The following is a 21,885-nucleotide window of genomic DNA, read 5'->3' as shown; positions in this document are numbered from 1 at the left end:
TGCAGCGAAGCGAGTCCCGGCTCAGCCCGTTTCACGTGAAACGGATCGCGCCCGAAACTACAGCACTGTAATTACCGGTTGAGCAGCGCCGCGTCGAAGTCCTTGATGGCCTGCTGTGCGAGCCCGACGTAGACGGCGCCGAGGTCGAAGCCGGCCGCCTGGATGGCGAGCGGCACAAGCGACGTCTCGGTGAGGCCCGGCAGTACGTTCGCCTCGAGGAACCACGGTGTGCCGTCGGCATCGACGATGAGATCCACGCGCGAGATGTGGCGCAGCCCGAGCGCATTGTGCGCTGCGACCGCGGTCTGGGCGGCACGCTCGGCCACTTCCGGCGCGAGGCGAGCCGGGGTGAAGAAGTGCGTCTCCCCCGCGTTGTACCGCGCCTCGAAGGAGTAGACGCCCTGGTTCGGGGCGATTTCCACGGCGGGAAGCGCCTTCGGGCCATCGCCAAGATCGAGGACGGTCACGGCGATCTCCGTGCCGACGGCTTTGCGCTCGAGAAGCGCGACGTCGGCGTAGGTGTAGGCGGTGACCATGGCGCGAGGCAGGTCGTCTTCGTCATCGATGATGCTGACGCCCTGCGCGCTGCCACCCTGCGACGGCTTCACGACCAGCGGCGCGTCGAGGTACTCGCGCAGCGTGCTGAGCACCGCGTTCGCCCCGAGCTCTCGGAACGTCTCGCGAGGAAGCGTCACGGACTGCGGCGTCGGAACACCGGCGCGAGCGACCACGGTCTTGGCGATCGGTTTGAGCCACGCCAGGCGAGCCGGCTCGGGCTCCGCGCCGACGTACGGCACCCCCGAGGCGGCGAGCAGCGCACGCAGCGCGCCGTTCTCACCGCTCGCGCCGTGCAGCGCTGGCCACACGACGTCTGGCCGCTCCGCACGCAGATAGCCGAGCAGCTCGGCATCCGGCTCTCGCACCGTCACTCGGTGCCCGTGCGCCTGCAGGCCGTCGGCGACGCGTCGACCACTGCGCAGTGAGACGTCGCGCTCGTGCGAGATCCCGCCTGCGAGCACCAGGACGTTGAGGCGTTCAAAATCGGTCATGATCAGGATCTTTTCTGAAGAGCCGGTGGAGTTGGTCAGCGTAGATCGCTCGGCGGGAAGGCGCCGCGAGGCATCCGGATCGAATTCAACTGACCCGTGCCCGCGAACGTCTCAAGCAGATCGAGCTCGCCGCCGATGACGTTGGCGAGGCGGCGGATGCCCACCCTGATCTGCTCTGGGGTGGGGTAGCAGAACGACAGGCGGATGTTCTGGCGGCCGTTGTCGTCGGCATAGAAGGCGGTTCCGGGCGTGTAGGCGACGAGCTCTTTGACAGCGCGGGGAAGCATGGCCTTCGAATCGAGCGTCTCGGGCAGGGTGAGCCAGACGTAGAAGCCACCGTTGGGATTCGTCCACGACAGCTCCGGCAGATGCTCCTGCAGCGCGCTGAGCATCGCCTCCTTCCGCTCGCAGTACACGCCACGGAAGGTGTCGATCTGGCCACGCCAGTCGGCCTGCGAGAGGTACTCCGAGACGACGAGCTGCGTGAACGACGACGGCGAGAGCACAGCGGCCTCATTGGCGAGGATGAGCTTCTCGCGGATGGCGTGCGGCGCGAGCGCCCAGCCCAGGCGAAAGCCGGGGGCCAGAGTCTTTGAGAAGGTGCCGAGGTAGACGACGCCCTCCTCCTCGATCGAGCGCATGGCTGCCGGCGGGCGGTCGCCGAAGTAAAGCAGGCCGTATGGGTTGTCCTCGAGCACGAGGATGCCCTCGCGCTTGCAGATCTCGAGGATCTCGAGGCGGCGTTCCCACGTCAGCGTCACACCGGCCGGGTTGTGGAAGGTGGGAATCGTGTAGAGGAACTTGATACGGCGGCCGGCCGCCTTGAGTCGGGCGATGTGCTCGCGCAGAGCGCCCGGGATCAGCCCGTGCTCGTCCATCGGGACGTGGTCGACGTCGGCCTGGTACGAGTTGAAGATCACCATGGCGGTGACGTAGCTCGGACCCTCGGCGATGACGACGTCGCCCGGGTCGATGAAGAGCTTGCTGAACAGCTCGAGGGCGTGCTGCGAACCGGTCGTCACGACGACGTCGTCTGCGGAGCCGCGGATGCCTTCGAGGGCCATCACCTCGAGGATCTGCTCGCGGAGCATCGGCACGCCCTGGCCCGAGCCGTACTGCAGGGCGACGGGCCCCTGCTCTGCCATCACCTTGTCCATCGCGCCCGTGACGAGCTCGCGCGGAAGGGCCGACACGTACGGCATGCCGCCGGCGAGCGAGACCACCTCGGGCCTCGACGCGACGGCGAAAAGAGCTCGGACCTCGCTGGCTGCCAGTCCGCTCGTGCGGGCGGCGTAGGAGTCGTACCAGGGGTCCAGGTTGTTGCCCAGCGTGGGCGAGCTCTCGTTCACATGCGTCCAATCTCGACGATTGGACAATCGTAACCAGGGCACGGATGTGGAAAGGCCCCGCCCTGCGCCGGAAGGCGCGGGACGGGGCCAGTGAAACCCGATTGGCTTGAAACCCGTGAGGGTTCGGCTGGCTGGTTACGCCAGGAACTCGGCGAGGTCGTGCTCGAGGGCCGGCTTCGGCTTGGCGCCGATAACGGTCTTCTTGACCTCGCCCGCCTGGTACACCTTCATCGCCGGGATCGACGTGATCTGGTACTTCGCGGCGGTCGCCGGGTTCTCGTCGACGTTGAGCTTGACGATCTCGATCTTGTCGGCGTGCTCGGCCGCGATCTGGTCGAGGATCGGCGAGACGGCGCGACACGGGCCGCACCACTCGGCCCAGAAGTCGACCAGTACGGTCTTCTCGGAGTTCAGGACATCGGCCTCGAACGAGGCGTCGGTCACAGCCTTGGCAGCGGACATTCTCATATCTCCTTTTAGGTGGCTAGTTTGCGGGCTCGAGCACGGCGTCGACGGACTCAGCCGCCTGGTCGAGCTCGGCGAGGTAGTGCTCGGCGTCGAGGGCGGCGACGGTGCCAGAGGCGGCCGCGGTGACGGCCTGGCGGTAGGTCGGGTCGATCACGTCGCCCGCGGCGAAGACGCCCGGCACATTCGTGCGCGACGAGCGGCCGTCGACGGCGATCGTTCCGGCCGGCGTCAGCTCGAGCTGCCCGTGGAACAGGTGCACGCGGGGGTCGTTGCCGATCGCGATGAACAGGCCGTCGATGGCGAGCTCGCTCTCGCTGCCGTCGACCGTGTCGCGCAGGGTGACGCCCGTGACGGCATCCGCCCCGGAAATCCCCACGACCTCCTTGTTCCACGCGAACTCGATCTTCTCGTTCGCGAACGCGCGCTCCTGCATGATGCGCGAGGCGCGCAGCGTGTCCTTGCGGTGGATGACCGTCACCTTGTCGGCGAAGCGGGTGAGGAACGTGGCCTCCTCCATCGCGGAGTCGCCGCCGCCGACCACCGCGATGTTCTTCTGGCGGAAGAAGAAGCCGTCGCAGGTGGCGCACCACGAGACACCGTGGCCCGAGAGACGCTCTTCGTCTTCGAGGCCGAGACGGCGATAGGCCGAGCCGGTCGCGACGATGACGCTGCGTGCCTCGTGTGTCTCGCCGGAGCCGAGCACGACGCGCTTCACGTCGCCGAGCAGCTCGACGGCGACCACGTCGTCATAGATGACCTCCGCACCGAAGCGCTCGGCCTGCTGCTGCATCTTGATCATGAGGTCGGGCCCCATGACGCCCTCGGGGAAGCCCGGGAAGTTCTCGACCTCGGTGGTCTTCGTCAGCTCGCCGCCGGCCTCGACGCTCGAGGCGATGACGAGGGGCTTCAGCTCGGCTCGCGCCGCGTAGATCGCTGAGGTGTAGCCGGCGGGCCCGGACCCGATGATGATGGCGTCGCGGACGCCGTTCTCCGTCAAGTCAGTCATGAATGAAGCGCGCTCCCTGAGGTTGCGGGCCCGCGGTCATGCGGGCGCTGGAAGGTAGAACACATAGTAGGTCGAGTTATTCCGCTGGCTGGGAGCGACCCAGGCGGCGTCGGACCGCCGTCCAGGCATCCAGCAATTCGGGCGTCCTGAGCGCACGCAGGACGAGAACGTATGCCGCAACCATCACGATCCCGACGATGATCATCGAGATGACCGCGCTCACGGCCGTGGCGGTCGAGAAGCCGGCGTGGCCGCCGAGATGGTCGGCGCCGAACAGGGCGAAGGAGCCGAGCACCGCCGCGACGACGGCCGCGATGAAACCGTGCCAGACCGCGCCAAAGACGCTGTGCAGGTGAAGCCCGTGCAGCCGGCGGCGCAGGAAGATCACCGACAGGGCGGCCTGCACCGTGCCCGCGATGGTGACGGTGAGCGCGATGCCGACGGCGCGGATGCCGAGCGGAAGGGCGAGGCAGATGCTGAGGCCGATCGCGACGAGAATCGCCTGCACGAGCGTGTAGACGAACGGCGAGCGGGTGTCGCCGAGCGAGTACAGCGCGCGCAGCGACACGAAGCCGATCACCGACGGCACGAGGCCGAGCACGAACGCGATCAGCACGAAGCCGTACGGGATGTAGTCGCTGGTGAAAACCCGCGAGAACGAGAACGCGGTCACGATCAGCACAGAGGCGCACACCGAGATGAGCAGCACGATCTGGCGCACGGCCGTCGAATAGTCGGTGCGGAACGACTCGAAGTTCTCGTCGCGGGCGTGCTCGGCCATGCGCGTGAAGTAGGCGGTGACGACCGACACGGCGATGATCGAGAACGGCAGCATGAAGATCAGCCACGTGGTCGCGATGCCAGCGGGTCCGGCGCGATGCGCACCGGAGGCCGTGTTCGCGACGAAGGTCTGGTAGTTGCCCGCGAGCTGGGTGCACACGAGCATCGCGAAGGTCCAGCCGGCCGCGCGCCCCACCGTGCGCAGGTCCATTCCCCGCCACGAGAAGTCGAGGCGGAAGCGCAGGCCGACGCGGCGCCAGAAGGCGAACAGCACGATGGCCTGCGCCGCGATGCCGAGCGTCGATCCGCCGGCGAGGATGAAGATCTTGTCGGGCGGCCAGTCCCCCACGGTCTTCACCGGCTGCTGCCCGTAGAGCACCAGGAAGAGGCCGAGCGCGGCGATCGCGATGATGTTGTTGAGTACCGGAGCCCAGGTGAACGGCCCGAACGAGTTGCGCGCGTTGAGCACCTCGCCGAGCAGCGAGTACAGGCCGTAGAAGAACACCTGTGGCATCGACCAGTAGGCGAAGACGACCGCGAGATCGACGACTTTGCTGTTGTGCACGCCGAGCAGCCACATGAGCTGCGGCGACAGCAGGGTGGCGATGGCGGTGATGCCCGCGAAGACCACGAGACCCAGGGTGACCAGCTTGTTGATGTAGCCCTGGCCGCCGTCCGGATGCTTCGCCGCTCGCACGATCTGCGGGATGAGCACCGCGTTGAGGATGCCCTGGCTGATGATCGCGTACACCGCATTCGGCGCACTGTTCGCGGTCTGGAACGCGTCGGTCACGAGACCGGTGCCGCCGAGCGCGAACAGCAGCAGCCACTGGCGACCGAACCCGAGGACGCGAGAGACCAGGGTGCCGCTCGCGAGCAGCGCGGTGGCGCGTCCGAGATTAGCCATGTGCCTGCGCCTTCTCGCGACGGCGGCGCTGGATCGTGCGGAAGAGGCCGAAGCCGAAGAATCCGGCCACGATGATGCCGAAGACGAGCGCACCGACGCCCTCCCAGTCGGCGTGCACGTCGATCTGTGCTGTCTGGAGGTCGCCGATCTCGATGCCCGATTCGCTGTAGAGCTGCAATGAGAGGAAGACGGTGCCGTTGCTCAGCTGCGCCTTCACGGGCACGAGCACCTTGGCGCTCGAGCCGGCGGCGATCGTCTTCGTCGTGTCGGACTCGACCTCGAGTCGCGTGCTCGTCGGCGTCGCGCGCAGCACGACGTCGACCGGGTGCGCGAGCTTGTTCTCCACGGTGATCGGGATGAGGGCCTGACGGGATGCCTGGCGGATCGACCCGGGTGAGACGATCTGCACCGCCGAGAGCGTCGACTGCATCGACGAGTACTGCTTGGTGACCGCGGCGCTCCAGTCGGGCGAGCCGGACCAGCCGACGGAGAACAGGGTGAGCAGCCTAGCGCGCACATCGCCGGTGAGCAGCAGGGGGTTCGTGAGCACGTTCGAGAACGAGGTGATGTTGGCCTCGGGCACTGTTCCGCCGCTGCGCGGCTCGCCCGCGAGGTCGAGCAGCTCACCGGCCGGCTGCAGGCGTGTGCTCGGGTTGGCGTGATCCACGAACGTGAGGCCCGGCGTGGGCGTCGAGGCCCGGGCGCTCTCGATCGTGGCAGGATGCGAGAACGCGGAGTCGAGGACCGACCCCACTGCAGTCGCGGCTCGTGAGGCATCCGTCGGCCATGCCCGGCTAAGCGATGCGAGCACGACGGTGCCCGGCGCCGCATTCTCGGACGCGAGCGCGAGCTGCGCGTTGAGCGCGTCGGTGGCGACCGAGCTCTCGGTCGCGTCGGTTGCGCTCGCTGCGGTCTGAAGGGCAGAGCTGAGCGCGTCGTCGGTGACGAGGACAGAGCCGCCGGCGGTGTCCAGCGCCGCATCAGGTGTCGCCGCGACGGTCGCGGCGTTGGTGTTCGTCGAGCTGACGATGGTGTCCGTGAGACCCGCGCCGGCCAAGCGCTTGACGTCTGTGGCGCGCACGGTCCCCGCGGCGGGCCAGGCGATGCTGTCCAGGGAGTATCGGAAGCCGGTGAGCTCTGACAGCGGTGGCAGGTGTGGCTCGCCTGTCGGCGACGGCGTGGGTGTCGGGGTCGCCGTCGGCGTTTCGGTCGGCTCGCCGACGGTGAGCGGGGCGCTGCTGAAGTCGCCGGGCGACATGGCGTAGGTGAAGTCGCTGGGCTGCAGCGGCTTCGCGAGCCCGGCCTGCAGCTGCAGCACCGGGTCGGCGTCGCCGTACTGCAGGGGGAAGGTCGGGTTCCCGGTGAGGTCGGCGAGGTCGGCGAGGTCCGCGAGCCAGGTCTTCGCCGTCGCCGGGGCGCTCTGGCCGAGCACCCGGATCGAGACCAGGATCTTCGGGTCGATGCCGATCGTGAGGCTCGGGTTGCTCTGAGCGATCTCTAGCTCACGCGACAGCACGCCGTCTGGCGCTGTGTAGGTGGCGAGATCGGTGGCCGAGATCAGGCCGGAGCTGCTCGTGGGAACGGTCAGCGGCATCACCGCCGCGACGCCGACGCGCTTCGGCGAGGCGCCCGGCACGACGAGCGTGCCGGCGCCTGTGCCCAGCGTGCCGGACGAGGTCGTGACGCTGGCCGCGAGCCCGAAGACGCCCGGCTTCGAGCTCGGGAGAGCGAGGGATGCCGCAGGCACGGTCACTCGCGCGACGACCGTGGTGCCGCCGGCAGCGACCGAAGCCGTGGTCGCCGAGCCGAGGTTGCGTCTCGTCGCGGCCGTGGGGTGCGTGCGGAAGTCCGCAAGTGCGGCCGGGGTGCGGAGGGCGCCGGTGGTGACCGACACGGTCACATGCCCTGCCGTCACCATGTCGGTGCTCGGGTTGGCCACCACGACCGACACGACCACGTCGGCCCCGTCTGCCACGATGCCGCCACCGGAGGCGAAGACCTCGACGGAGGGCTGACCGGTCGGAGCATCCTTGTGCGCGGCGTGTGCCACAGCGGCGTGATCGGCCACGGCCTGTGCCGGGGCGGCCGGGCCGGCCAGCGGCGCCACGACGACGGTGGCGAGCGCCGCGGCTGCTGCGGTGAGGAGGTTCAGTGGCGCGCGTCGGCGCACAGCACCCTCCTTAACCGGCATGCGGTCAGTTTATGGGCGGCCAGGTGGCCGACCCTGTGACTGAGCCCCGGGTGCGCGAAGGGCCGCCGATAGAATCGCCCGTATGCAGAGCGTGGCCGATTCTCTTGCGCGCCTGCGCTCTCTCGCCGAGTCGCCCGTGGTCGCAAAGCTCGCCACAGCGTTCCAGCAGGCGGGCTTCGAGTTGGCTCTGGTCGGCGGCCCGGTGCGCGATGCGCTCCTCACGCGCACGGTGCACGACCTCGACTTCGCCTCGAACGCGCGCCCCGACGACATCCTCAAGGTCGTCAAGCCGCTGGCCGAAGCCACCTGGGATGTGGGCCGCGCCTTCGGAACGATCGCGGCGCGCGTCGACGGCGAGAGCGTCGAAATCACGACGTATCGCGCAGACAGCTACGACGGCGCCACTCGCAAGCCGGTCGTCGAATTCGGCGACGAGCTCGAAGGCGACCTGGTGCGGCGCGATTTCACCGTCAATGCGCTGGCGCTGCGCGTTCCCGAGATCAAGCTGGTCGACCCCTCGGGCGGCGTCGAGGATCTGATGGCGCGCGTGCTGCGCACCCCCGTCGACCCCGCGGTCTCGTTCGGTGACGACCCACTGCGCATGCTGCGCGCGGCACGCTTCGCCGCTCAGCTCGGCTTCGAGGTCGCCCCCGAGACGATGGATGCCATGAGCGGCATGCGCGAGTCGCTGTCGATCGTGAGCGCCGAGCGGATCCGCGACGAGCTCGTCAAGCTTCTGGCATCCGATACCCCGCGCCCCGGCCTCGAGCTCATGGTGCACACGGGGCTCGCCGAACTCGTGCTGCCCGAGTTGCCCGCCCTGCAGCTGCAGATCGACGCGGAGCACCGCCACAAGGACGTCTACGAGCACTCGCTCACCGTTCTCGACCAGGCGATCGGCTACGAGCACTCGCGCCACCCCGGCGCGGCCCCTGACATCACCCTGCGCCTCGCCGCGCTGCTGCACGACATCGGCAAGCCGGCGACCCGCAGGCTCGAGCCCGGCGGTGCGGTCAGCTTCTACAACCACGACCTCGTCGGTGCCCGGCTGGCCCGCAAGCGCCTGCGCGCTCTGCGCTTTGACAACGACACCGTCGATGCCGTCGCCCGCCTGATCGAACTCCACCTACGCTTCTTCGGCTACACCGACGGCGAGTGGACCGATTCTGCGGTGCGCCGCTACGTCCGCGATGCGGGCGAGCAGCTCGAGCGCCTGCACATCCTCACCCGCAGCGACGTGACGACCCGCAACAAGCGGAAGGCCGACCGGCTCGGCTTCGCCTACGACGACCTCGAGGCGCGCATCGTGAAGCTCAAGCAGCAGGAGGAGATCGACGCGATCCGCCCTGACTTGAACGGCGACGAGGTCATGGCCCTGCTCGGGCTGAAGCCGGGGCGCGAGGTCGGTCAGGCGATGAAGTTCCTGATGGAGCTGCGCCTCGACGAGGGCCCGCTCGGCGCCGACGAAGCGGCCCGCAGGCTCACCTCGTGGTGGGAGCGCGAGCGGGAACAGGGCTGATCGGGCGTCGCCCGGTGTGCAGCCGATACCGTTCGACGGGTTCCAGAACGTGCTGCTGGCCGCCCGAGAGCACGTAGCCGCTCGTGGTGAGCGTCAGTTGGCTGGCGTGCGCGGCGAGTGCGCGCCGCTTGGCCTCGAGGTCGATGGCGATTTCGACGGCATCGGATGCCTCAGCCGGAACGACCTCGACGAACGGCAGCCGAAAGTTGTCCGTCGCCTGTTTCGCGGCGACGTGAGCCCATTCATGATCCGGGTGCCCGTAGCCCCCGCCGGAGTCGTAACTCACCACGACGTCCGGCCGGAAGCGCTTCACCGCCGCGAGGGCGTCGTAGCACGCCCACTTGTTGCCCGCGAAGCTTCCGGCGGGTGCGTCGGGCGCCGCCGCCGCGCGCCCGTCTGAACCCCAGACCATGCCGGAGTCGAGGTAGCGGAAGCCGGAGCCGCGGTTCAGCTGGCGCGCACCCGGCCCACCGAGGAAGACCGGCGCGCGCACGCCCAGCGCTCTCAGCGCCTGCGTGAGCTCGCCGACCCGGTGCGCGGCGAGCTCAGGCGTTCCCTCGAGCCGCTTCAGCGGCCCGGGAACCACCTCGCCGCGCTCGCCGCGCGTGCACGTCACGACGCGCACCTTCACGCCGGCCGCTGACAGCAGCGCGATCAGACCGCCGGTCGACAGCGACTCGTCATCGGGGTGGGCGTGGAAGAACAGCACCCGCCGCACCCCGACGAAGAGCGGTGGGAGAGCCGCAGGGCGGCGCTCCACCTAGAGCTCGTTCGGGTCGCCGCCGCGACGACCCGCTGCACCCTGGTCGACCGCGGCCAGCGCGGCCAGCTCGACGTCGGTCAGCTCGAAGCCGAAGACGTCGAAGTTCTCGGCCATGCGCTCGCGGCGGTTCGACTTCGGAATCACGATGTTCCCGGTCTGCAGGTGCCAGCGCAGGATCGCCTGCGCCGGAGTCACGCCGTGCGCTTTCGCGACCTCGTGCAGCGCCGGCGCCGAGGTGATCTCGCCGCCGCCCAGCGGGTACCACGCCTCTGTGGCGATGCCGTGCTGGGTGTGGAGCTCTTTCAGCTCGCGCTGCTGGAACTCGAGGTGCAGCTCGATCTGGTTCACGGCGGGGATCACGCCCGTCTCGCCGATGATCAGCCCGAGGTCGCCCGCGCGATAGTTCGAGACGCCGATCGAGGTCGCGAGCCCGGCCTGCTGCAGCTCGATGAGCTCCTGCCAGGCGGACAGCGCCGTGCCGAGCTTCGGCCGCGGCCAGTGGATGAGATAGAGGTCGACTCGGTCCAGCCCGAGCTGGTCGAGGCTGTGGCGCAGGGCATCGGCGGCGCTGCCTGAGCCGTTGTTCGGGAACTTCGTCGTCACGAACAGCTCGTCGCGCGGAATACCGCTCGCGGCGATCGCGCGACCGACGCCGTCTTCGTTGCGGTACATCGCGGCGGTGTCGATGTGTCGGTAGCCCACCTCGAGCGCATCGCCGACGATGCGCTCGGTCTCGGCGGGGTCGACGCGGAAGACGCCGAAGCCGAGCTGAGGAATGGACGCGCCGTCGTTCAGGGTCACGGAAGGAACGGAAGAAGAAGCGGTCATACCGCCACGCTAGTTGGCACCGGCGACACGTTCGTAGAGGGTGGCAAGACGCGCCGCCGTCGCCTTCCATGCGTGCGCGCGGGCATGGGCGACGGATGCCTGGGGCATCAGCGCGCGCCTTCCAGGGTCCCTCAGCAGTCGCTCGATCGCCGCGGCCCAGCTGCGCTCGTCGCGCCCCGCCACGAGAACCCCCGTGGCGCCCGCGCGCACGGCGTCGCTCAGCCCAGGCGCCGCGGCGGCGACCACGGGAACCCCGCACGCCGCGGCCTCGAGGGTCACGAGCCCGTATGTCTCCGAGTGACTCGGAACGACCACCAGCGTGCTGCCGGCGATCAGGGCCGCCAGTTCGTGGCGGGGAACCGCGCCGACGAACTCGACGTCGTGCTCGAGCCCACGCGCGGCGATCAGGCGGTCGAGCTCTGCGCGGTACCGCTCGCTGCCCGCGCCGCTGACCTCTCCGGCGATGACGAGGCGGGGGCGGATGCCTGGCGCCAGCCTGCTGAGTGCGCGAATCGCCAGATCCTGGCCTTTGAGCGGCTGGATGCGGCCGACGCACACGAGTGACGGCCCACTGTGCTGTCGCACGTCGGCCACCGCGCGAGCCGTGCGTGCGAGAGACGAAGATTCGGACGCCGAGCGCGGGTGGAAGATCTCCGTGTCGACCCCGGGCGGGATGATCTCGACGCAGCGCGGCGACGCCCCGTACGCGGCGACCACGGCGTCGCGCTCACTGCGGGTCGAGGCCACGACGGCGTCGGAGCGACATGCAAGCATCCGCTCTGCATCGATGCGCGCGCGCGGCTCGGGCGCGTCGCCCCGCGCAAGCCGGGCGTTCTTGACGACCGCGACGGTGTGCAGGCTGAGCACGTGCGCCGCGCCGGTGTCGCGGGCCACGGGCAGCGCCGCCCGCCCCGAGAGCCAGTAATGCGCGTGCAGCACGTCGAAGCGCGGCAGCTCGCGAAGCGCTCGGCCGAACTCGCCGGTGACCTGCGGCAGCTCACCCTTCGCTAGCGGCGCGGCGTCGCCGGCCGCGAGGAAGCGCACGCGGGCGCCGGAATCGAGCGTCTCGACCCGGCCGAGATCGCCGGCGGATGCCGCGCGCGTCAGCACCTCGACGTGGTGGCCCGCCTTCGCCAGTTCGTCCGCGAGCGCCCGCACGACGACGTTCATGCCCCCCGCGTCGCCGCGGCCCGGGGTGTCGAGCGGCGAGGTGTGCAGCGACACCAGACCGATTCGCACGCTCACCCTCCGTCCGGTATCCTATTCAGGTTGTGGTCTGCCCTCCGGGCTTCTTCCGCGAGGTCGCCACACGATGCACATACCCTCCTGCTGCAGAAATACTGCAGCCGTTCGAGTCCAGAGGAGGTGGGTTAGTCATGCATCAGTACGAGTTGATGGTCATCCTCGATCCCGAGATCGATGAGCGCACCGTTGCTCCCAGCCTTGACAAGTTCCTCAACGTCGTTCGTAACGACAACGGGACGGTCGACAAGGTCGACGTCTGGGGCCGTCGCCGTCTCGCCTACGAGATCAAGAAGCGCGCCGAGGGCATCTACGCCGTCGTCGACTTCCACGCGACCCCCGAGGCGACTGCCGAGCTCGACCGCCAGCTGAAGCTTTCAGAGGCCGTCCTGCGCACCAAGGTCCTTCGTGCCGAAGAGGCCGTGGCGCGTGTCGCCAAGGTCGAGGCCGCGAAGGCTGCCAAGGCCGAGAAGTCCGCCAAGACTCCGGCCGCCGAGAAGGTCGGCGCCTAGTCCCATGGCCGGCGAGACCATCATCACCGTGGTCGGCAACCTGACCAGCGACCCTGAGCTGCGCTACACGCAGAACGGGCTGGCGGTCGCCAACTTCACCATCGCTTCCACGCCGCGCACCTTCGACCGCGCGAGCAACGAGTGGAAGGACGGTGACGCGCTGTTCCTGCGCGCGAGCGTCTGGCGCGAGTTCGCCGAGCACGTGGCCGGTTCACTGACCAAGGGTTCCCGGGTCATCGCTACCGGGCGTCTCAAGCAGCGCAACTACCAGGACCGCGACGGCAACAACCGAGTCTCGATCGAGCTCGAGGTTGACGAGATCGGTCCTTCGCTGCGCTATGCGACCGCGTCGGTGACGCGGGCGCAGTCGTCGGGCGGTGGCTCCCGCGGCGGTTCGAACTACGGCGGCAACGGCGGCGGAGCAGAGGAGCCGTGGGCACCCGCGGCCCCGGTCGACGCTCCGTCGAACGACCCATGGTCGACCCCGGGCGGCTACAGCGACGACACGCCCTTCTAAACACTCTTCATCAACTAAGGAATTCACTCATGGCTGGAAAGTCGAGCGGCGACCGCCGCAAGCCGATCCGCAAGGGCAAGGACGGCAAGAACGCCGCCCCGGCGAAGTCCGTGACCGTCGGTGTCATCGACTACAAGGACGTCGCAACCCTGCGCAAGTTCATCTCTGAGCGCGGCAAGATCCGCGCCCGCCGCATCACCGGCGTGTCGGTTCAGGAGCAGCGTCTGATCGCCAAGGCGATCAAGAACGCCCGTGAGATGGCACTGCTCCCCTACGCCGGCGCCGGCCGCTAAGGAGGAAACCAATGTCTAAGGTCATCCTCACCCACGAAGTGTCCGGTCTCGGCTCGGCCGGTGACGTCGTCGAGGTCAAGAACGGCTACGCCCGCAACTACCTCGTGCCGCAGGGTTTCGCGACCCCGTGGACGCGCGGTGGCGAGAAGCAGGTCGAGGCCATCAAGGCCGCCCGCGCCGCCCGCGAGCACGCGAGCATCGAAGAGGCCCAGGACCTCGCCGCCAAGCTCAAGGCCAACGCCGTGACGCTCACCGTCAAGGCCGGCGCCGAGGGCCGTCTGTTCGGCTCTGTGAAGCCGGCTGACGTCGCCGCGGCTGTCGAGGCTGCCGGCCTCGGCGCGGTCGACAAGCGCCGCGTCGAGCTCGTCGCTCCGATCAAGAGCACGGGCACGCACGAGGCCATCGTGAAGCTGCGTGACGACATCGTCGCCACGATCACGCTGAAGGTGGTTGCGGCGAAGTAACCGCAAGGTGCACACTTGCCGATAGCGGCGGGATTCGTCCCGCCGCTATCGCCATTTAAGGGGTCGTTTTCAACAGGCTTGTGCACAGGCAACACGCCCGAAATGTAAACCCTCGACCTGCACTCTAAACAAGTTTCTACACACAGGGTGGGGAAATTGAATCCCCTGGTCAACGGCATAAAGCCCACCGATGTAATTTCGGATTCCACAGTTTTCCACAGGGGTCCTCCACATGGTGTGCGGCGTTTCTCACCCTCCGTCCCCAACTTTGTCCACAGGCCGTGTTGGTGCAGGGCCGCTCTCGTCCCTAGGGTGGCGTGAGCCGCGAAGAGTACCGGGCGAGTTCCGCGCCGAAAGAGGGCGCACCGCACCTGTCTCCTCCCGATGTCGGTGGTCCCCGCCAGGGTGGGGGCTGAGCGGTTCAGCGCGCTCATACGCAGAGCGGAAGCACATGAAGGGGACGGCTTGTCGATCGCACACTTGGACGACCACCGCGACGACCGGCGCGACGACCGCGGCGGTCGTGGCGAGTCGGGCGGCTACCCAGGCGCGCGCACCCCTCCTTACGACGAGCTGGCCGAGCAGAGCACGCTCGGCGGCATGCTGCTCAGCAAAGACGCCGTGGCCGATGTCGTCGAGGTGGTGCGCAGCAAGGACTTCTACCTGCCGAAGCACGAGGTCATCTACGAGGCGGTGCTGCGGCTCTACTCGCACGGTGAGCCGACCGACGTGGTCGCTGTAACCGACGAGTTGATCAAGACCGGCGAGCTGCAGCGCGCCGGCGGCGTCGAGTACCTGCACACACTGACGAGCGTCGTGCCGACCGCTGCGAACGCGGGCTTCTATGCCCAGATCGTTTCCGAGAAGGCGGTGCTGCGGGGCCTCGTCACGGCGGGCGAGCGCATCGCGCAATACGGCTACGCCGCCGAGGGCGAGGTCACGGACCTCGTGAACCGCGCACAGGCCGAGGTCTACGACCTGACCAAGACGAGCGAGAGCGAGGACTACGTCCCGCTGAACGTCGCGATCGACGCCGCGAGCGACGAGATCGACGCGGCCAGCCACAAAGACGGCACGATGACCGGCGTCCCGACCGGCTTCGCCGAGCTCGACGAGCTCACGAACGGCCTGCACCCGGGCCAGATGATCGTGGTCGCCGCGCGCCCTGCGATGGGAAAGTCCACGCTCGCTCTGGACTTCGCCCGTAGCGCGTCGGTGAAGCACGACATGCCGACCGTGTTCTTCAGCCTTGAGATGGGCCGCGCCGAAATCGCGATGCGCCTGCTCTCGGCCGAGGGCTCGCTGCCGCTGCACGTGCTTCGCAAGGGCCGCCTCGAGCAGTCCGACTGGACGAAGCTCGCCTCGACCCGCGGTCGCATCAATGACGCCCCGCTGTACATCGACGACAGTCCGAACATGACCCTCGTCGAGATCCGGGCGAAGTGCCGCCGCCTGAAGCAGCGGGTCGGCCTGAAGATGGTCGTCATCGATTACCTGCAGCTGATGACGAGCGGCAAGCGCGTCGAGTCCCGACAGCAGGAGGTCTCGGAGTTCTCGCGTGCCCTCAAGCTGCTCGCGAAGGAGCTGCAGGTACCGGTCATCGCGCTCTCGCAGCTGAACCGCGGGCCGGAGCAGCGCACTGACAAGCGGCCCGCGCTCTCCGACCTGCGCGAGTCGGGATCGATCGAGCAGGACGCCGACATGGTGATCCTGCTGCACCGCGAAGACGCCTACGACAAAGAGAGCCCGCGCGCCGGCGAAGCCGACCTGATCGTCGCCAAGCACCGCAACGGCCCGACGCGCGACGTCGCAGTGGCGTTCCAGGGCGCCTATTCGCGCTTCGCCGACATGGCGGCGATGTAGGTCGCAAGACGACCTCGGCGTCGCACGACTACGGCCAGGCGGGCTCCAGGCCGAGCCAGTCGGCGAGCTCGTGCACGCGGGCGCGGATGCCTTCGCGCTCTTCGGGCCCGAGGCCCGGAAGCTCGTGCAGGGCGTTGACGCGGAACTCGCCACGGGCGAAATCGCTCGCAGCATCCAGGATCGCGGCGAAGCGATCGCCGACGAGCACCGGCAAGGCGTAGTAGCCGAAGCGGCGCTTCGCCGCAGGCTTGTACATCTCGAGCGCGTACTCGAACTCGAACAGGTCCGTCAGGCGCTTGCGGTCGAAGACGAGACGGTCGAACGGCGACACGAGCACGGTGCGGCCGGTGAACGGGTCATCGACATGCTCGAGCTGGTCGTGGTCGACGATCCATTGGCCGTGCACGCCGGCCACCCTCACCGGCGCTCCGACGCCAGGGCCGAAGTCGATCGGCTCCTGCAGCGTGCCACGCAGCCGCGGACGGACGATTCCGAGCGCGGCGAGCTGGCGTGCGCCGAGCTGCCGGCGCGCTTCCGCAGGATCCAGCTCGGCATGGACGGTGGGATACGCGCGCCAGGCGACATCCCACAGCCGCTCGTTGCCGTCGCGCCCGACCTGGGCGATCTCGCCGCGCCTCGCGAGCAGCCCGAGCAGCTGCGAGACGTTCTTCCCCGCGGTCCAGCCGGTGCTCTCCCACGGCACGTTCGACGTGTCGGGCACCGCCGAGGTCGGCAACGGGCCCTCCCGCTCGAGGAGATCGAGGACGTCCTGCCGGAAGGACTCGTTGTCGGAAAGCCACCGGCGCGACGAGGCATACGGCGGCCATGCGGCCATGCCGGGCAGGCGCAGCTCGAGCTGGCTCATCGGGAAGATCATCCCGTCGAGCTCGTACAGCGTGCGATCGCTCTCCAGCGCGTCGATCACGTCACGCGGGCGGTACCGTGCGCCCAGCCGATCGAACAGGACGAGGTCGGCGGCGGGCACGACCGCGGCGGTGGGCTCGTTCTGCACCGCAGTCAGGTGCTCGACGGTCGCCACCAGGTCGCTCGGTCGCGGGCTGTCGTCCAGCAGCTGCGCGCGCACGGCGATGCGGCGCGCCTGCTCTCGGCTGAGTTCCGGGACCGATGCCACGGACCCAAGCCTGGCACCTGTCGACGGCCTGGCGGCAGAGCGCCGCCGGCGCGATTGCTGGATGCCCCGCTCGGCAACTCTCGGTACGCTCGGAACGTGGCTGGGGCAGAACTGTTCGCAGACGTGGAAGCCGTCCTGTTCGATCTGGACGGGGTGCTGACGCCGACCGCCGAGGTTCACCGCCGGGCGTGGGCTCTGCTCTTCGAGGAGTACTTCGCGACGGTCGGGAAGGGCAGCTACAGCGAAGCCGACTACTTCGCCCACATCGATGGGAAGCCGCGCTACGACGGGGTGCGCGACGAGCTGGCCGCGCACGGCATCACCCTGCCCGAGGGCGACCCGAGCGACGGCCCGGACGCAGAAACCGTGTGCGGCCTCGGCAACCGCAAGAACCTTGAGTTCAACCGCGTGCTGGCGGAAGAGGGCGTCACGCCGTACCCCGGGTCGCTGGAGTTCCTCGACGCGGTCGATGCCTCAGGCATCCGCTCTGCCGTCGTGTCCTCATCGGCGAACGCGATCGACGTCCTCAATGCGGCGGGCATCGCCGACCGCTTCGTCGCCGTCGTGGACGGCAGGGTCGCGCGCGAGAAGCAGCTCGCCGGCAAGCCGGCGCCCGCGACCTATGAGTACGGCGCGCAGCTGCTGGGTACGGATGCCGCGCACGCGGTCGTCGTCGAAGACGCGACCTCGGGCGTCGCCGCGGGGCGGGCCGGCGGCTTCATCGTCGTCGGGGTCGACCGCGGCACCGGGCGCGACGCGCTGCTGCGCGAGGGCGCAGACGTCGTGGTCGCCGACCTGTCAGAACTCGTCGACACGTGGAACAGCAAGGGAGACCGATGAGAAGAGCTGCAGCCGACCCGCTTGATCGCGATCGCTTCCCGATCGACGAATGGGCGCTGGTCGAGAGTGAGCTCTCTGTGCCGGATCTCGGCCGCACCGAGACGCTGTTCTCCGTCGGCAACGGCTACATCGGCCTGCGCGGGAACTACGACGAGGCGCGCGAAGGCGTCACGCAGGGCACGTACGTGAACGGCTTCCACGAGACCTGGCCGATTCGCCATGCCGAGGACGCGTTCGGATTCGCGCACGTGGGGCAGACGATCGTGAACGCGCCCGACGCGAAGGTGATCCGCGTCTACGTCGACGACGTGCCATTCAACATCTCTGAGGCCGAGCTGCTCTCGTACGAGCGCCGCCTCGACTTCGTCGACGGCGTGCTGACGCGCGACCTCGAGTGGCGCACCCCGTCGGGTCGGCGCGTGCAGATCACGTCGCGCCGCTTCGCGTCGTTCACGGACCGGCACCTGGCCGTCATCGACTACGAGGTCACGGTGCTCGATGCGGATGCCTCAGTCGTGCTCTCGAGCCAGGTGATCAACCGGCAGGACCGCAAAGACGAGTACGGCATCGGCGGCCCGACGCTCGGCGACGCCGGCTTCGACCCGCGGAAGGCCGAGTCGTTCACCGACCGCGTGCTGCAGCCGCGGCTGAAGCGGAACTCCGGCGGCCGCAGCCTGCTCGGCTATCGCTGCACCAACTCGCGCATGACGATCGCCGTCGCCGCCGACCACATCATCGACACCGACAACGAGATCACGCAGTCGTACACGCTCGAGGACGACCTCGCCAAGCAGGAGTACCGCGTGCAGGCGAAGGCGGGCGTGCCGATCCGCCTCACGAAGCTGCTGAGCTACCACACCTCGCACGCCGTGCCGGTGCGTGAACTCGCCGACCGGTGCGATCGCACGCTGGACCGGGTGCGCGAGCGCGGCATCCACCAGCTCTACGAGGACCAGCGCGTCTGGCTCGACGACTTCTGGGCGAAGAGCGACGTCGAGATCTTCGGCCAGCCGGCCGTGCAGCAGGCCGTGCGCTGGAACCTCTTCCAGCTCGCTCAGGCGACCGCGCGCGCCGACGGGCTCGGTATCCCGGCCAAGGGCGTGAGCGGGTCGGGCTACGGTGGCCACTACTTCTGGGACATGGAGATCTATGTCCTGCCGTTCCTGAGCTACACGCAGCCCACCGCGGCGCGGAACGCGCTGCGCTACCGGCACAGCATCCTCGATGACGCCAGGGCGCGCGCCGGCGAGCTGAGCCAGCGCGGGGCGCTGTTCCCGTGGCGCACCATCAACGGGCAGGAATCCTCTGCGTACTATGCGGCCGGCACCGCGCAGTACCACATCGACGCCGATATCTCGTTCGCGCTCGTGCAGTACGTGAATGCGAGCGGCGACGATGCCTTCCTCGACTCGGAGGGCATCGACATCCTCGTGGAGACCGCGCGCATGTGGGCGGACCTGGGGTTCTGGCGCTATAACGGCGGTGAGATCTTCCACATTCACGGCGTGACAGGCCCCGACGAGTACACGACGGTCGTCAACGACAACCTGTACACGAACGTGATGGCGCGCGGGAATCTGCGCGCGGCGGTGCGAGCGGTGAAGGCGGTCAAGGAGCACGACCCGAGCGCCTATCGCAGCGTGGTGAACCGCCTGGGCCTCACCGACGACGAGGTCGCGGAGTGGGCGCGCGCCGCGGAGGCGATGCACATCCCCTATGACGAGAGCCTCGGGATCAACCCGCAGGACGCGCAGTTCCTCGAGAAGGAGCTGTGGGACCTGCCGAACACCCCTCAGGACAAGCTGCCGCTGCTGCTGCACTACCACCCGCTCGTGATCTACCGCTTCCAGGTGCTGAAGCAGGCAGACGTCGTGCTCGCGCTCGTGCTTCAGGGCGACGAGTTCTCGCCAGAGCAGAAGCTCGCCGATTTCGAGTACTACGACCCGCTGACGACGGGCGACTCGACGCTGTCGGCGGTCGCGCAGTCGATCATCGCCGCCGAGGTCGGCTACGGTCAGCTGGCCGTCGACTACTTCCTCGACGCGGTCTACGTCGACCTCGCCGACCTGCACAACAACGCCGTCGACGGCGTGCACGTCGCCTCGACGGGCGGCGTGTGGGGTGCGCTGGTCTGGGGATTCGGCGGGATTCGCGACTACCTCGGAAAGCTGTCGATGGACCCCCGTCTCCCGAGCGGCTGGGAAGGCATCCGCTATCGCCTCACCGTCAAGGGCAGCCGCCTGCGCGTCGAGCTGCGCCGCGAAAGCGTGCAGCTGCGCATCGAAGAGGGCGACGGCGTCGAGATCACGGTGCGCGGCGAGACCGTGTTCGTTCGCCCCGGCGAGCCGCGGCTCATCCCGCTCGACGGCCAGGGCCCGATCCGCCACGGCACCCCGAGCGCCAGCGCGATCAAGGGCGAGCTGCGGCCGGACGGCTCGGTGATGACGGCGTCGATCCCGACGCTCGCAGCCGACGACCCGACGCCGACGACGGGCACCGCGCCGATCGTGGTGATCCAGCAGCACGGGCAGTGACACGCGGCCGCAGTCGCGGGCCGGGACGCGCCGCCGGACTGCGTGCGGCCGGCCCGCGTCCGGCCGGTCTGCGTGCGGCCGGCCTGCGTGCCGTGCGGCCGACGCCGTTCAGAAAAGCCACAAGGGCGCCGCAACTAGACTGAAGAGTCGCATCCCGATTGTCGAAAGCAGGCGTCTCACGTGATTGGCCGGTACTGGCTTCTGCAGCTCGTGCGCGCCGTCATCGCCTTCGCGGCGGGGTTCCTGATCACCTTGGATCAAGATCACACGGCGGCATACGGCATCGCCATGTTCGCGGCATTCGCGATCGTGAGCGGGCTCGCGGTCGCCGCGTTCTTCTTCGTGACGGATGCCTCAGGCCGCGCGATCTGGCTGGTGCAGGGCGTTCTCGGAATCGTCGTGGGCGTCGTGGCGTTGATCGTGCGCTCGACGGGCCTCGGGGCGCTGCTCTACAGCGTGAGTGTCTGGGCGCTGCTGACCGGCGTCGCCGAGCTGTACGGCGGCTGGCGTGCGCGACGGGGCGCCGCAGCCGAGGCATCCGGCGCTCGTGATCGGCTCGCCGTCGGCGGCTTCACCGTCGTCCTCGCGATCGCCTACCTCGTCATCCCGCCCGAGCACCGGCTGGCCGTCGGCCTGTTCGGCGCCTACGCCATCGTCATCGGCGTCTACCTCGCGATCGGCGCGTTCTCTCTCAAGTGGGCGCGGCCTGCTGAGGGCGCCGACGAACCCACGGAGTCCCACGCATGAGCGCCCGAAAGTCCCGCACCCCCGCCGCCCGCCAGCCCTCGCGCCGGGAGGTGCTGCGCCCCGCTGAGCTCGTGGGCGGCTCGGCGATCCTCGCGCTGTTCGCGGGCCTGATCATCCTGATCGCGGGGCACAGCTGGCTGGCCGCGGTCATCGGCTTCGGCGTGATCTTCATCATCTCGCTGGTGATCACGGCGCTGTTCGTGCAGTCGATCAAGCCGACCGAGGACGAGGTCGCGGACCTCGCCGAGCAGGATGCCGCGCACGGCGGATCCCGGCCCGTGCTGCACGACAAGCCGGCGCCTGACGGTGACGAGAACCGCGGCCCGCAGGGCCACTGATCGCGGCCGTCATGCAACCGCTCACTGAGCAGGAAATCCGCGGCGCGTTCGTCAACGCGTCACTCCGGGAACGCAACTCGATCACCCTTCCCGATCTCGACAATCTCGCGTGGGACCAGCTCGACTTCCTCGGCTGGCGCGACCGCAAGATCGACAACGTCGGCTACGTCGTCACGCGCCTCGACGACGAGCCGGTCGGCGTCATGCTGCGCACCGGGAACGGGCGCACCCGCACGCGCCCGCAGTGCTCATGGTGCGAAGACGTGCACCTGCCGAACGAGGTCGTGTTCTTCTCGGCGAAGCGCGCCGGCGCGGCCGGCCGGAAGGGCGACACGATCGGCACGCTCGTCTGCGCCGGATTCGAATGCTCGGCGAACGTGCGGAAGCTGCCGCCGCTGGCGTATGTGGGGTTCGACGCAGAGGCGGCTCGGCTCGAGCGCATCGAGACACTGCGCGGGAACGTCAGCAGGTTCGTCGCCGCAGTGCTGGGCTGAGCTGCGCCGAGGGATGCTGCGCCACGGCGCGCCCTGTCAGAGGCGACTC

At 68.9% G+C, this 21,885-nt stretch carries 21 protein-coding genes; 11 read left to right on the top strand and 10 right to left on the bottom strand.

Going from position 1 to position 21,885, the window contains the following annotated elements; genetic code table 11:
- Window positions 1–71: 71 nt before the first annotated feature.
- From ABD736_RS10745 to ABD736_RS10720, 6 genes are all read right to left on the bottom strand, one after another.
- On the bottom strand, window positions 72–1,049 hold the full coding sequence (locus tag ABD736_RS10745; RefSeq protein WP_344791762.1) for a D-alanine--D-alanine ligase family protein: 978 nt from the start codon (window positions 1,047–1,049) through the stop codon (window positions 72–74).
- Window positions 1,050–1,084: 35 nt separating this feature from the next.
- The gene (locus ABD736_RS10740) at window positions 1,085–2,398 is read right to left on the bottom strand and encodes an aminotransferase-like domain-containing protein (protein ID WP_344791761.1); all 1,314 of its coding nucleotides are present in this window, start codon (window positions 2,396–2,398) and stop codon (window positions 1,085–1,087) included.
- A 135-nt stretch (window positions 2,399–2,533) separates the two neighbouring features.
- Entirely contained in the window at window positions 2,534–2,860 is a 327-nt protein-coding gene (gene trxA / locus ABD736_RS10735; RefSeq protein ID WP_344791760.1) for a thioredoxin, read from the bottom strand.
- A gap of 22 nt (window positions 2,861–2,882) precedes the next feature.
- Window positions 2,883–3,872: a thioredoxin-disulfide reductase gene (trxB, locus tag ABD736_RS10730; RefSeq protein ID WP_344791759.1), complete on the bottom strand. Its 990-nt coding sequence runs from the start codon at window positions 3,870–3,872 to the stop codon at window positions 2,883–2,885.
- 76 nt (window positions 3,873–3,948) lie between these two features.
- On the bottom strand, window positions 3,949–5,559 hold the full coding sequence (gene murJ / locus ABD736_RS10725; protein ID WP_344791758.1) for a murein biosynthesis integral membrane protein MurJ: 1,611 nt from the start codon (window positions 5,557–5,559) through the stop codon (window positions 3,949–3,951).
- The gene (locus tag ABD736_RS10720) at window positions 5,552–7,750 is read right to left on the bottom strand and encodes a DUF6049 family protein (RefSeq protein WP_344791756.1); all 2,199 of its coding nucleotides are present in this window, start codon (window positions 7,748–7,750) and stop codon (window positions 5,552–5,554) included. Before ABD736_RS10720 ends, murJ begins: the two co-directional genes overlap by 8 nt.
- Before the next feature lie 82 nt (window positions 7,751–7,832).
- Between ABD736_RS10720 and ABD736_RS10715 the strand changes: the two genes are divergently transcribed.
- On the top strand, window positions 7,833–9,269 hold the full coding sequence (locus ABD736_RS10715) for a CCA tRNA nucleotidyltransferase (RefSeq protein WP_344791754.1): 1,437 nt from the start codon (window positions 7,833–7,835) through the stop codon (window positions 9,267–9,269).
- Here the strand turns inward: ABD736_RS10715 and ABD736_RS10710 are convergent.
- Genes ABD736_RS10710 through ABD736_RS10700 form a run of 3 tightly spaced genes read right to left on the bottom strand, consistent with a single transcriptional unit; the run spans window position 9,232 to window position 12,105 of the window.
- The gene (locus tag ABD736_RS10710; RefSeq protein ID WP_344791753.1) at window positions 9,232–10,029 is read right to left on the bottom strand and encodes a PIG-L family deacetylase; all 798 of its coding nucleotides are present in this window, start codon (window positions 10,027–10,029) and stop codon (window positions 9,232–9,234) included. The two genes, ABD736_RS10715 and ABD736_RS10710, sit on opposite strands and share 38 nt — an antisense overlap.
- The gene (locus ABD736_RS10705; RefSeq protein ID WP_344791752.1) at window positions 10,030–10,860 is read right to left on the bottom strand and encodes an aldo/keto reductase; all 831 of its coding nucleotides are present in this window, start codon (window positions 10,858–10,860) and stop codon (window positions 10,030–10,032) included.
- Between the two features lie 9 nt (window positions 10,861–10,869).
- A complete protein-coding gene (locus tag ABD736_RS10700; RefSeq protein ID WP_344791751.1) occupies window positions 10,870–12,105 on the bottom strand; it encodes a glycosyltransferase in 1,236 nt (411 codons plus the stop codon).
- 131 nt (window positions 12,106–12,236) lie between these two features.
- On the opposite strand from ABD736_RS10700, the gene rpsF reads away from it, so the two are divergent.
- The 5 genes from rpsF (at window position 12,237) to dnaB (ending at window position 15,751) form a co-directional block, all read left to right on the top strand.
- Window positions 12,237–12,614 carry a 30S ribosomal protein S6 gene (gene rpsF, locus ABD736_RS10695; protein ID WP_344791750.1) on the top strand — a complete coding sequence of 126 codons (378 nt, stop codon included), beginning with the start codon at window positions 12,237–12,239 and terminating at the stop codon, window positions 12,612–12,614.
- 4 nt (window positions 12,615–12,618) lie between these two features.
- A complete protein-coding gene (locus tag ABD736_RS10690; protein WP_344791749.1) occupies window positions 12,619–13,131 on the top strand; it encodes a single-stranded DNA-binding protein in 513 nt (170 codons plus the stop codon).
- Between the two features lie 29 nt (window positions 13,132–13,160).
- Window positions 13,161–13,424, top strand: a complete 264-nt coding sequence (gene rpsR / locus ABD736_RS10685) for a 30S ribosomal protein S18 (protein ID WP_120789059.1) — start codon at window positions 13,161–13,163, stop codon at window positions 13,422–13,424.
- A gap of 11 nt (window positions 13,425–13,435) precedes the next feature.
- Window positions 13,436–13,888 carry a 50S ribosomal protein L9 gene (rplI, locus tag ABD736_RS10680; RefSeq protein ID WP_344791748.1) on the top strand — a complete coding sequence of 151 codons (453 nt, stop codon included), beginning with the start codon at window positions 13,436–13,438 and terminating at the stop codon, window positions 13,886–13,888.
- 465 nt (window positions 13,889–14,353) lie between these two features.
- A complete protein-coding gene (gene dnaB / locus ABD736_RS10675; RefSeq protein ID WP_344791747.1) occupies window positions 14,354–15,751 on the top strand; it encodes a replicative DNA helicase in 1,398 nt (465 codons plus the stop codon).
- Between the two features lie 28 nt (window positions 15,752–15,779).
- Here dnaB and ABD736_RS10670 read toward each other — a convergent pair whose 3' ends face one another.
- On the bottom strand, window positions 15,780–16,883 hold the full coding sequence (locus ABD736_RS10670) for a DNA glycosylase AlkZ-like family protein (protein WP_344791746.1): 1,104 nt from the start codon (window positions 16,881–16,883) through the stop codon (window positions 15,780–15,782).
- 96 nt (window positions 16,884–16,979) lie between these two features.
- Between ABD736_RS10670 and ABD736_RS10665 the strand changes: the two genes are divergently transcribed.
- From ABD736_RS10665 to ABD736_RS10645, 5 genes are all read left to right on the top strand, one after another.
- Window positions 16,980–17,723, top strand: coding sequence for an HAD family hydrolase (locus ABD736_RS10665; RefSeq protein WP_344791745.1), 744 nt, complete (start codon window positions 16,980–16,982; stop codon window positions 17,721–17,723).
- The gene (locus ABD736_RS10660; RefSeq protein ID WP_344791744.1) at window positions 17,720–20,257 is read left to right on the top strand and encodes a glycoside hydrolase family 65 protein; all 2,538 of its coding nucleotides are present in this window, start codon (window positions 17,720–17,722) and stop codon (window positions 20,255–20,257) included. The genes ABD736_RS10665 and ABD736_RS10660 overlap by 4 nt, the downstream gene beginning before the upstream one ends.
- A gap of 180 nt (window positions 20,258–20,437) precedes the next feature.
- Window positions 20,438–21,004, top strand: coding sequence for a DUF308 domain-containing protein (locus ABD736_RS10655; RefSeq protein WP_344791743.1), 567 nt, complete (start codon window positions 20,438–20,440; stop codon window positions 21,002–21,004).
- Window positions 21,001–21,342 (top strand): VirB3 family type IV secretion system protein, encoded by a 342-nt coding sequence (locus tag ABD736_RS10650; RefSeq protein WP_344791742.1) that lies wholly within the window; start codon window positions 21,001–21,003, stop codon window positions 21,340–21,342. The genes ABD736_RS10655 and ABD736_RS10650 overlap by 4 nt, the downstream gene beginning before the upstream one ends.
- Before the next feature lie 11 nt (window positions 21,343–21,353).
- A complete protein-coding gene (locus ABD736_RS10645) occupies window positions 21,354–21,836 on the top strand; it encodes an FBP domain-containing protein (RefSeq protein ID WP_344791741.1) in 483 nt (160 codons plus the stop codon).
- Window positions 21,837–21,885: the final 49 nt, after the last annotated feature.

The sequence above is a fragment of the Gryllotalpicola daejeonensis genome (genome assembly GCF_039538145.1).
GTDB classification, from domain to species: domain Bacteria; phylum Actinomycetota; class Actinomycetes; order Actinomycetales; family Microbacteriaceae; genus Gryllotalpicola; species Gryllotalpicola daejeonensis.
This window is presented reverse-complemented; position numbering and strand designations above follow the sequence as displayed.

Bases quoted from the DNA above. Each gene is read 5' to 3' on its own strand.
- ABD736_RS10745 (WP_344791762.1), bottom strand. From the start codon at position 1,049: ATGACCGATTTTGAACGCCTCAACGTCCTGGTGCTCGCAGGCGGGATC.
- ABD736_RS10720 (WP_344791756.1), bottom strand. From the start codon at position 7,750: ATGCCGGTTAAGGAGGGTGCTGTGCGCCGACGCGCGCCACTGAACCTC.
- ABD736_RS10690 (WP_344791749.1), top strand. From the start codon at position 12,619: ATGGCCGGCGAGACCATCATCACCGTGGTCGGCAACCTGACCAGCGAC.
- trxB (WP_344791759.1), bottom strand. From the start codon at position 3,872: ATGACTGACTTGACGGAGAACGGCGTCCGCGACGCCATCATCATCGGG.
- ABD736_RS10715 (WP_344791754.1), top strand. From the start codon at position 7,833: ATGCAGAGCGTGGCCGATTCTCTTGCGCGCCTGCGCTCTCTCGCCGAG.
- murJ (WP_344791758.1), bottom strand. From the start codon at position 5,559: ATGGCTAATCTCGGACGCGCCACCGCGCTGCTCGCGAGCGGCACCCTG.
- ABD736_RS10660 (WP_344791744.1), top strand. From the start codon at position 17,720: ATGAGAAGAGCTGCAGCCGACCCGCTTGATCGCGATCGCTTCCCGATC.
- rplI (WP_344791748.1), top strand. From the start codon at position 13,436: ATGTCTAAGGTCATCCTCACCCACGAAGTGTCCGGTCTCGGCTCGGCC.
- ABD736_RS10650 (WP_344791742.1), top strand. From the start codon at position 21,001: ATGAGCGCCCGAAAGTCCCGCACCCCCGCCGCCCGCCAGCCCTCGCGC.
- trxA (WP_344791760.1), bottom strand. From the start codon at position 2,860: ATGTCCGCTGCCAAGGCTGTGACCGACGCCTCGTTCGAGGCCGATGTC.
- ABD736_RS10645 (WP_344791741.1), top strand. From the start codon at position 21,354: ATGCAACCGCTCACTGAGCAGGAAATCCGCGGCGCGTTCGTCAACGCG.
- rpsR (WP_120789059.1), top strand. From the start codon at position 13,161: ATGGCTGGAAAGTCGAGCGGCGACCGCCGCAAGCCGATCCGCAAGGGC.
- rpsF (WP_344791750.1), top strand. From the start codon at position 12,237: ATGCATCAGTACGAGTTGATGGTCATCCTCGATCCCGAGATCGATGAG.
- ABD736_RS10705 (WP_344791752.1), bottom strand. From the start codon at position 10,860: ATGACCGCTTCTTCTTCCGTTCCTTCCGTGACCCTGAACGACGGCGCG.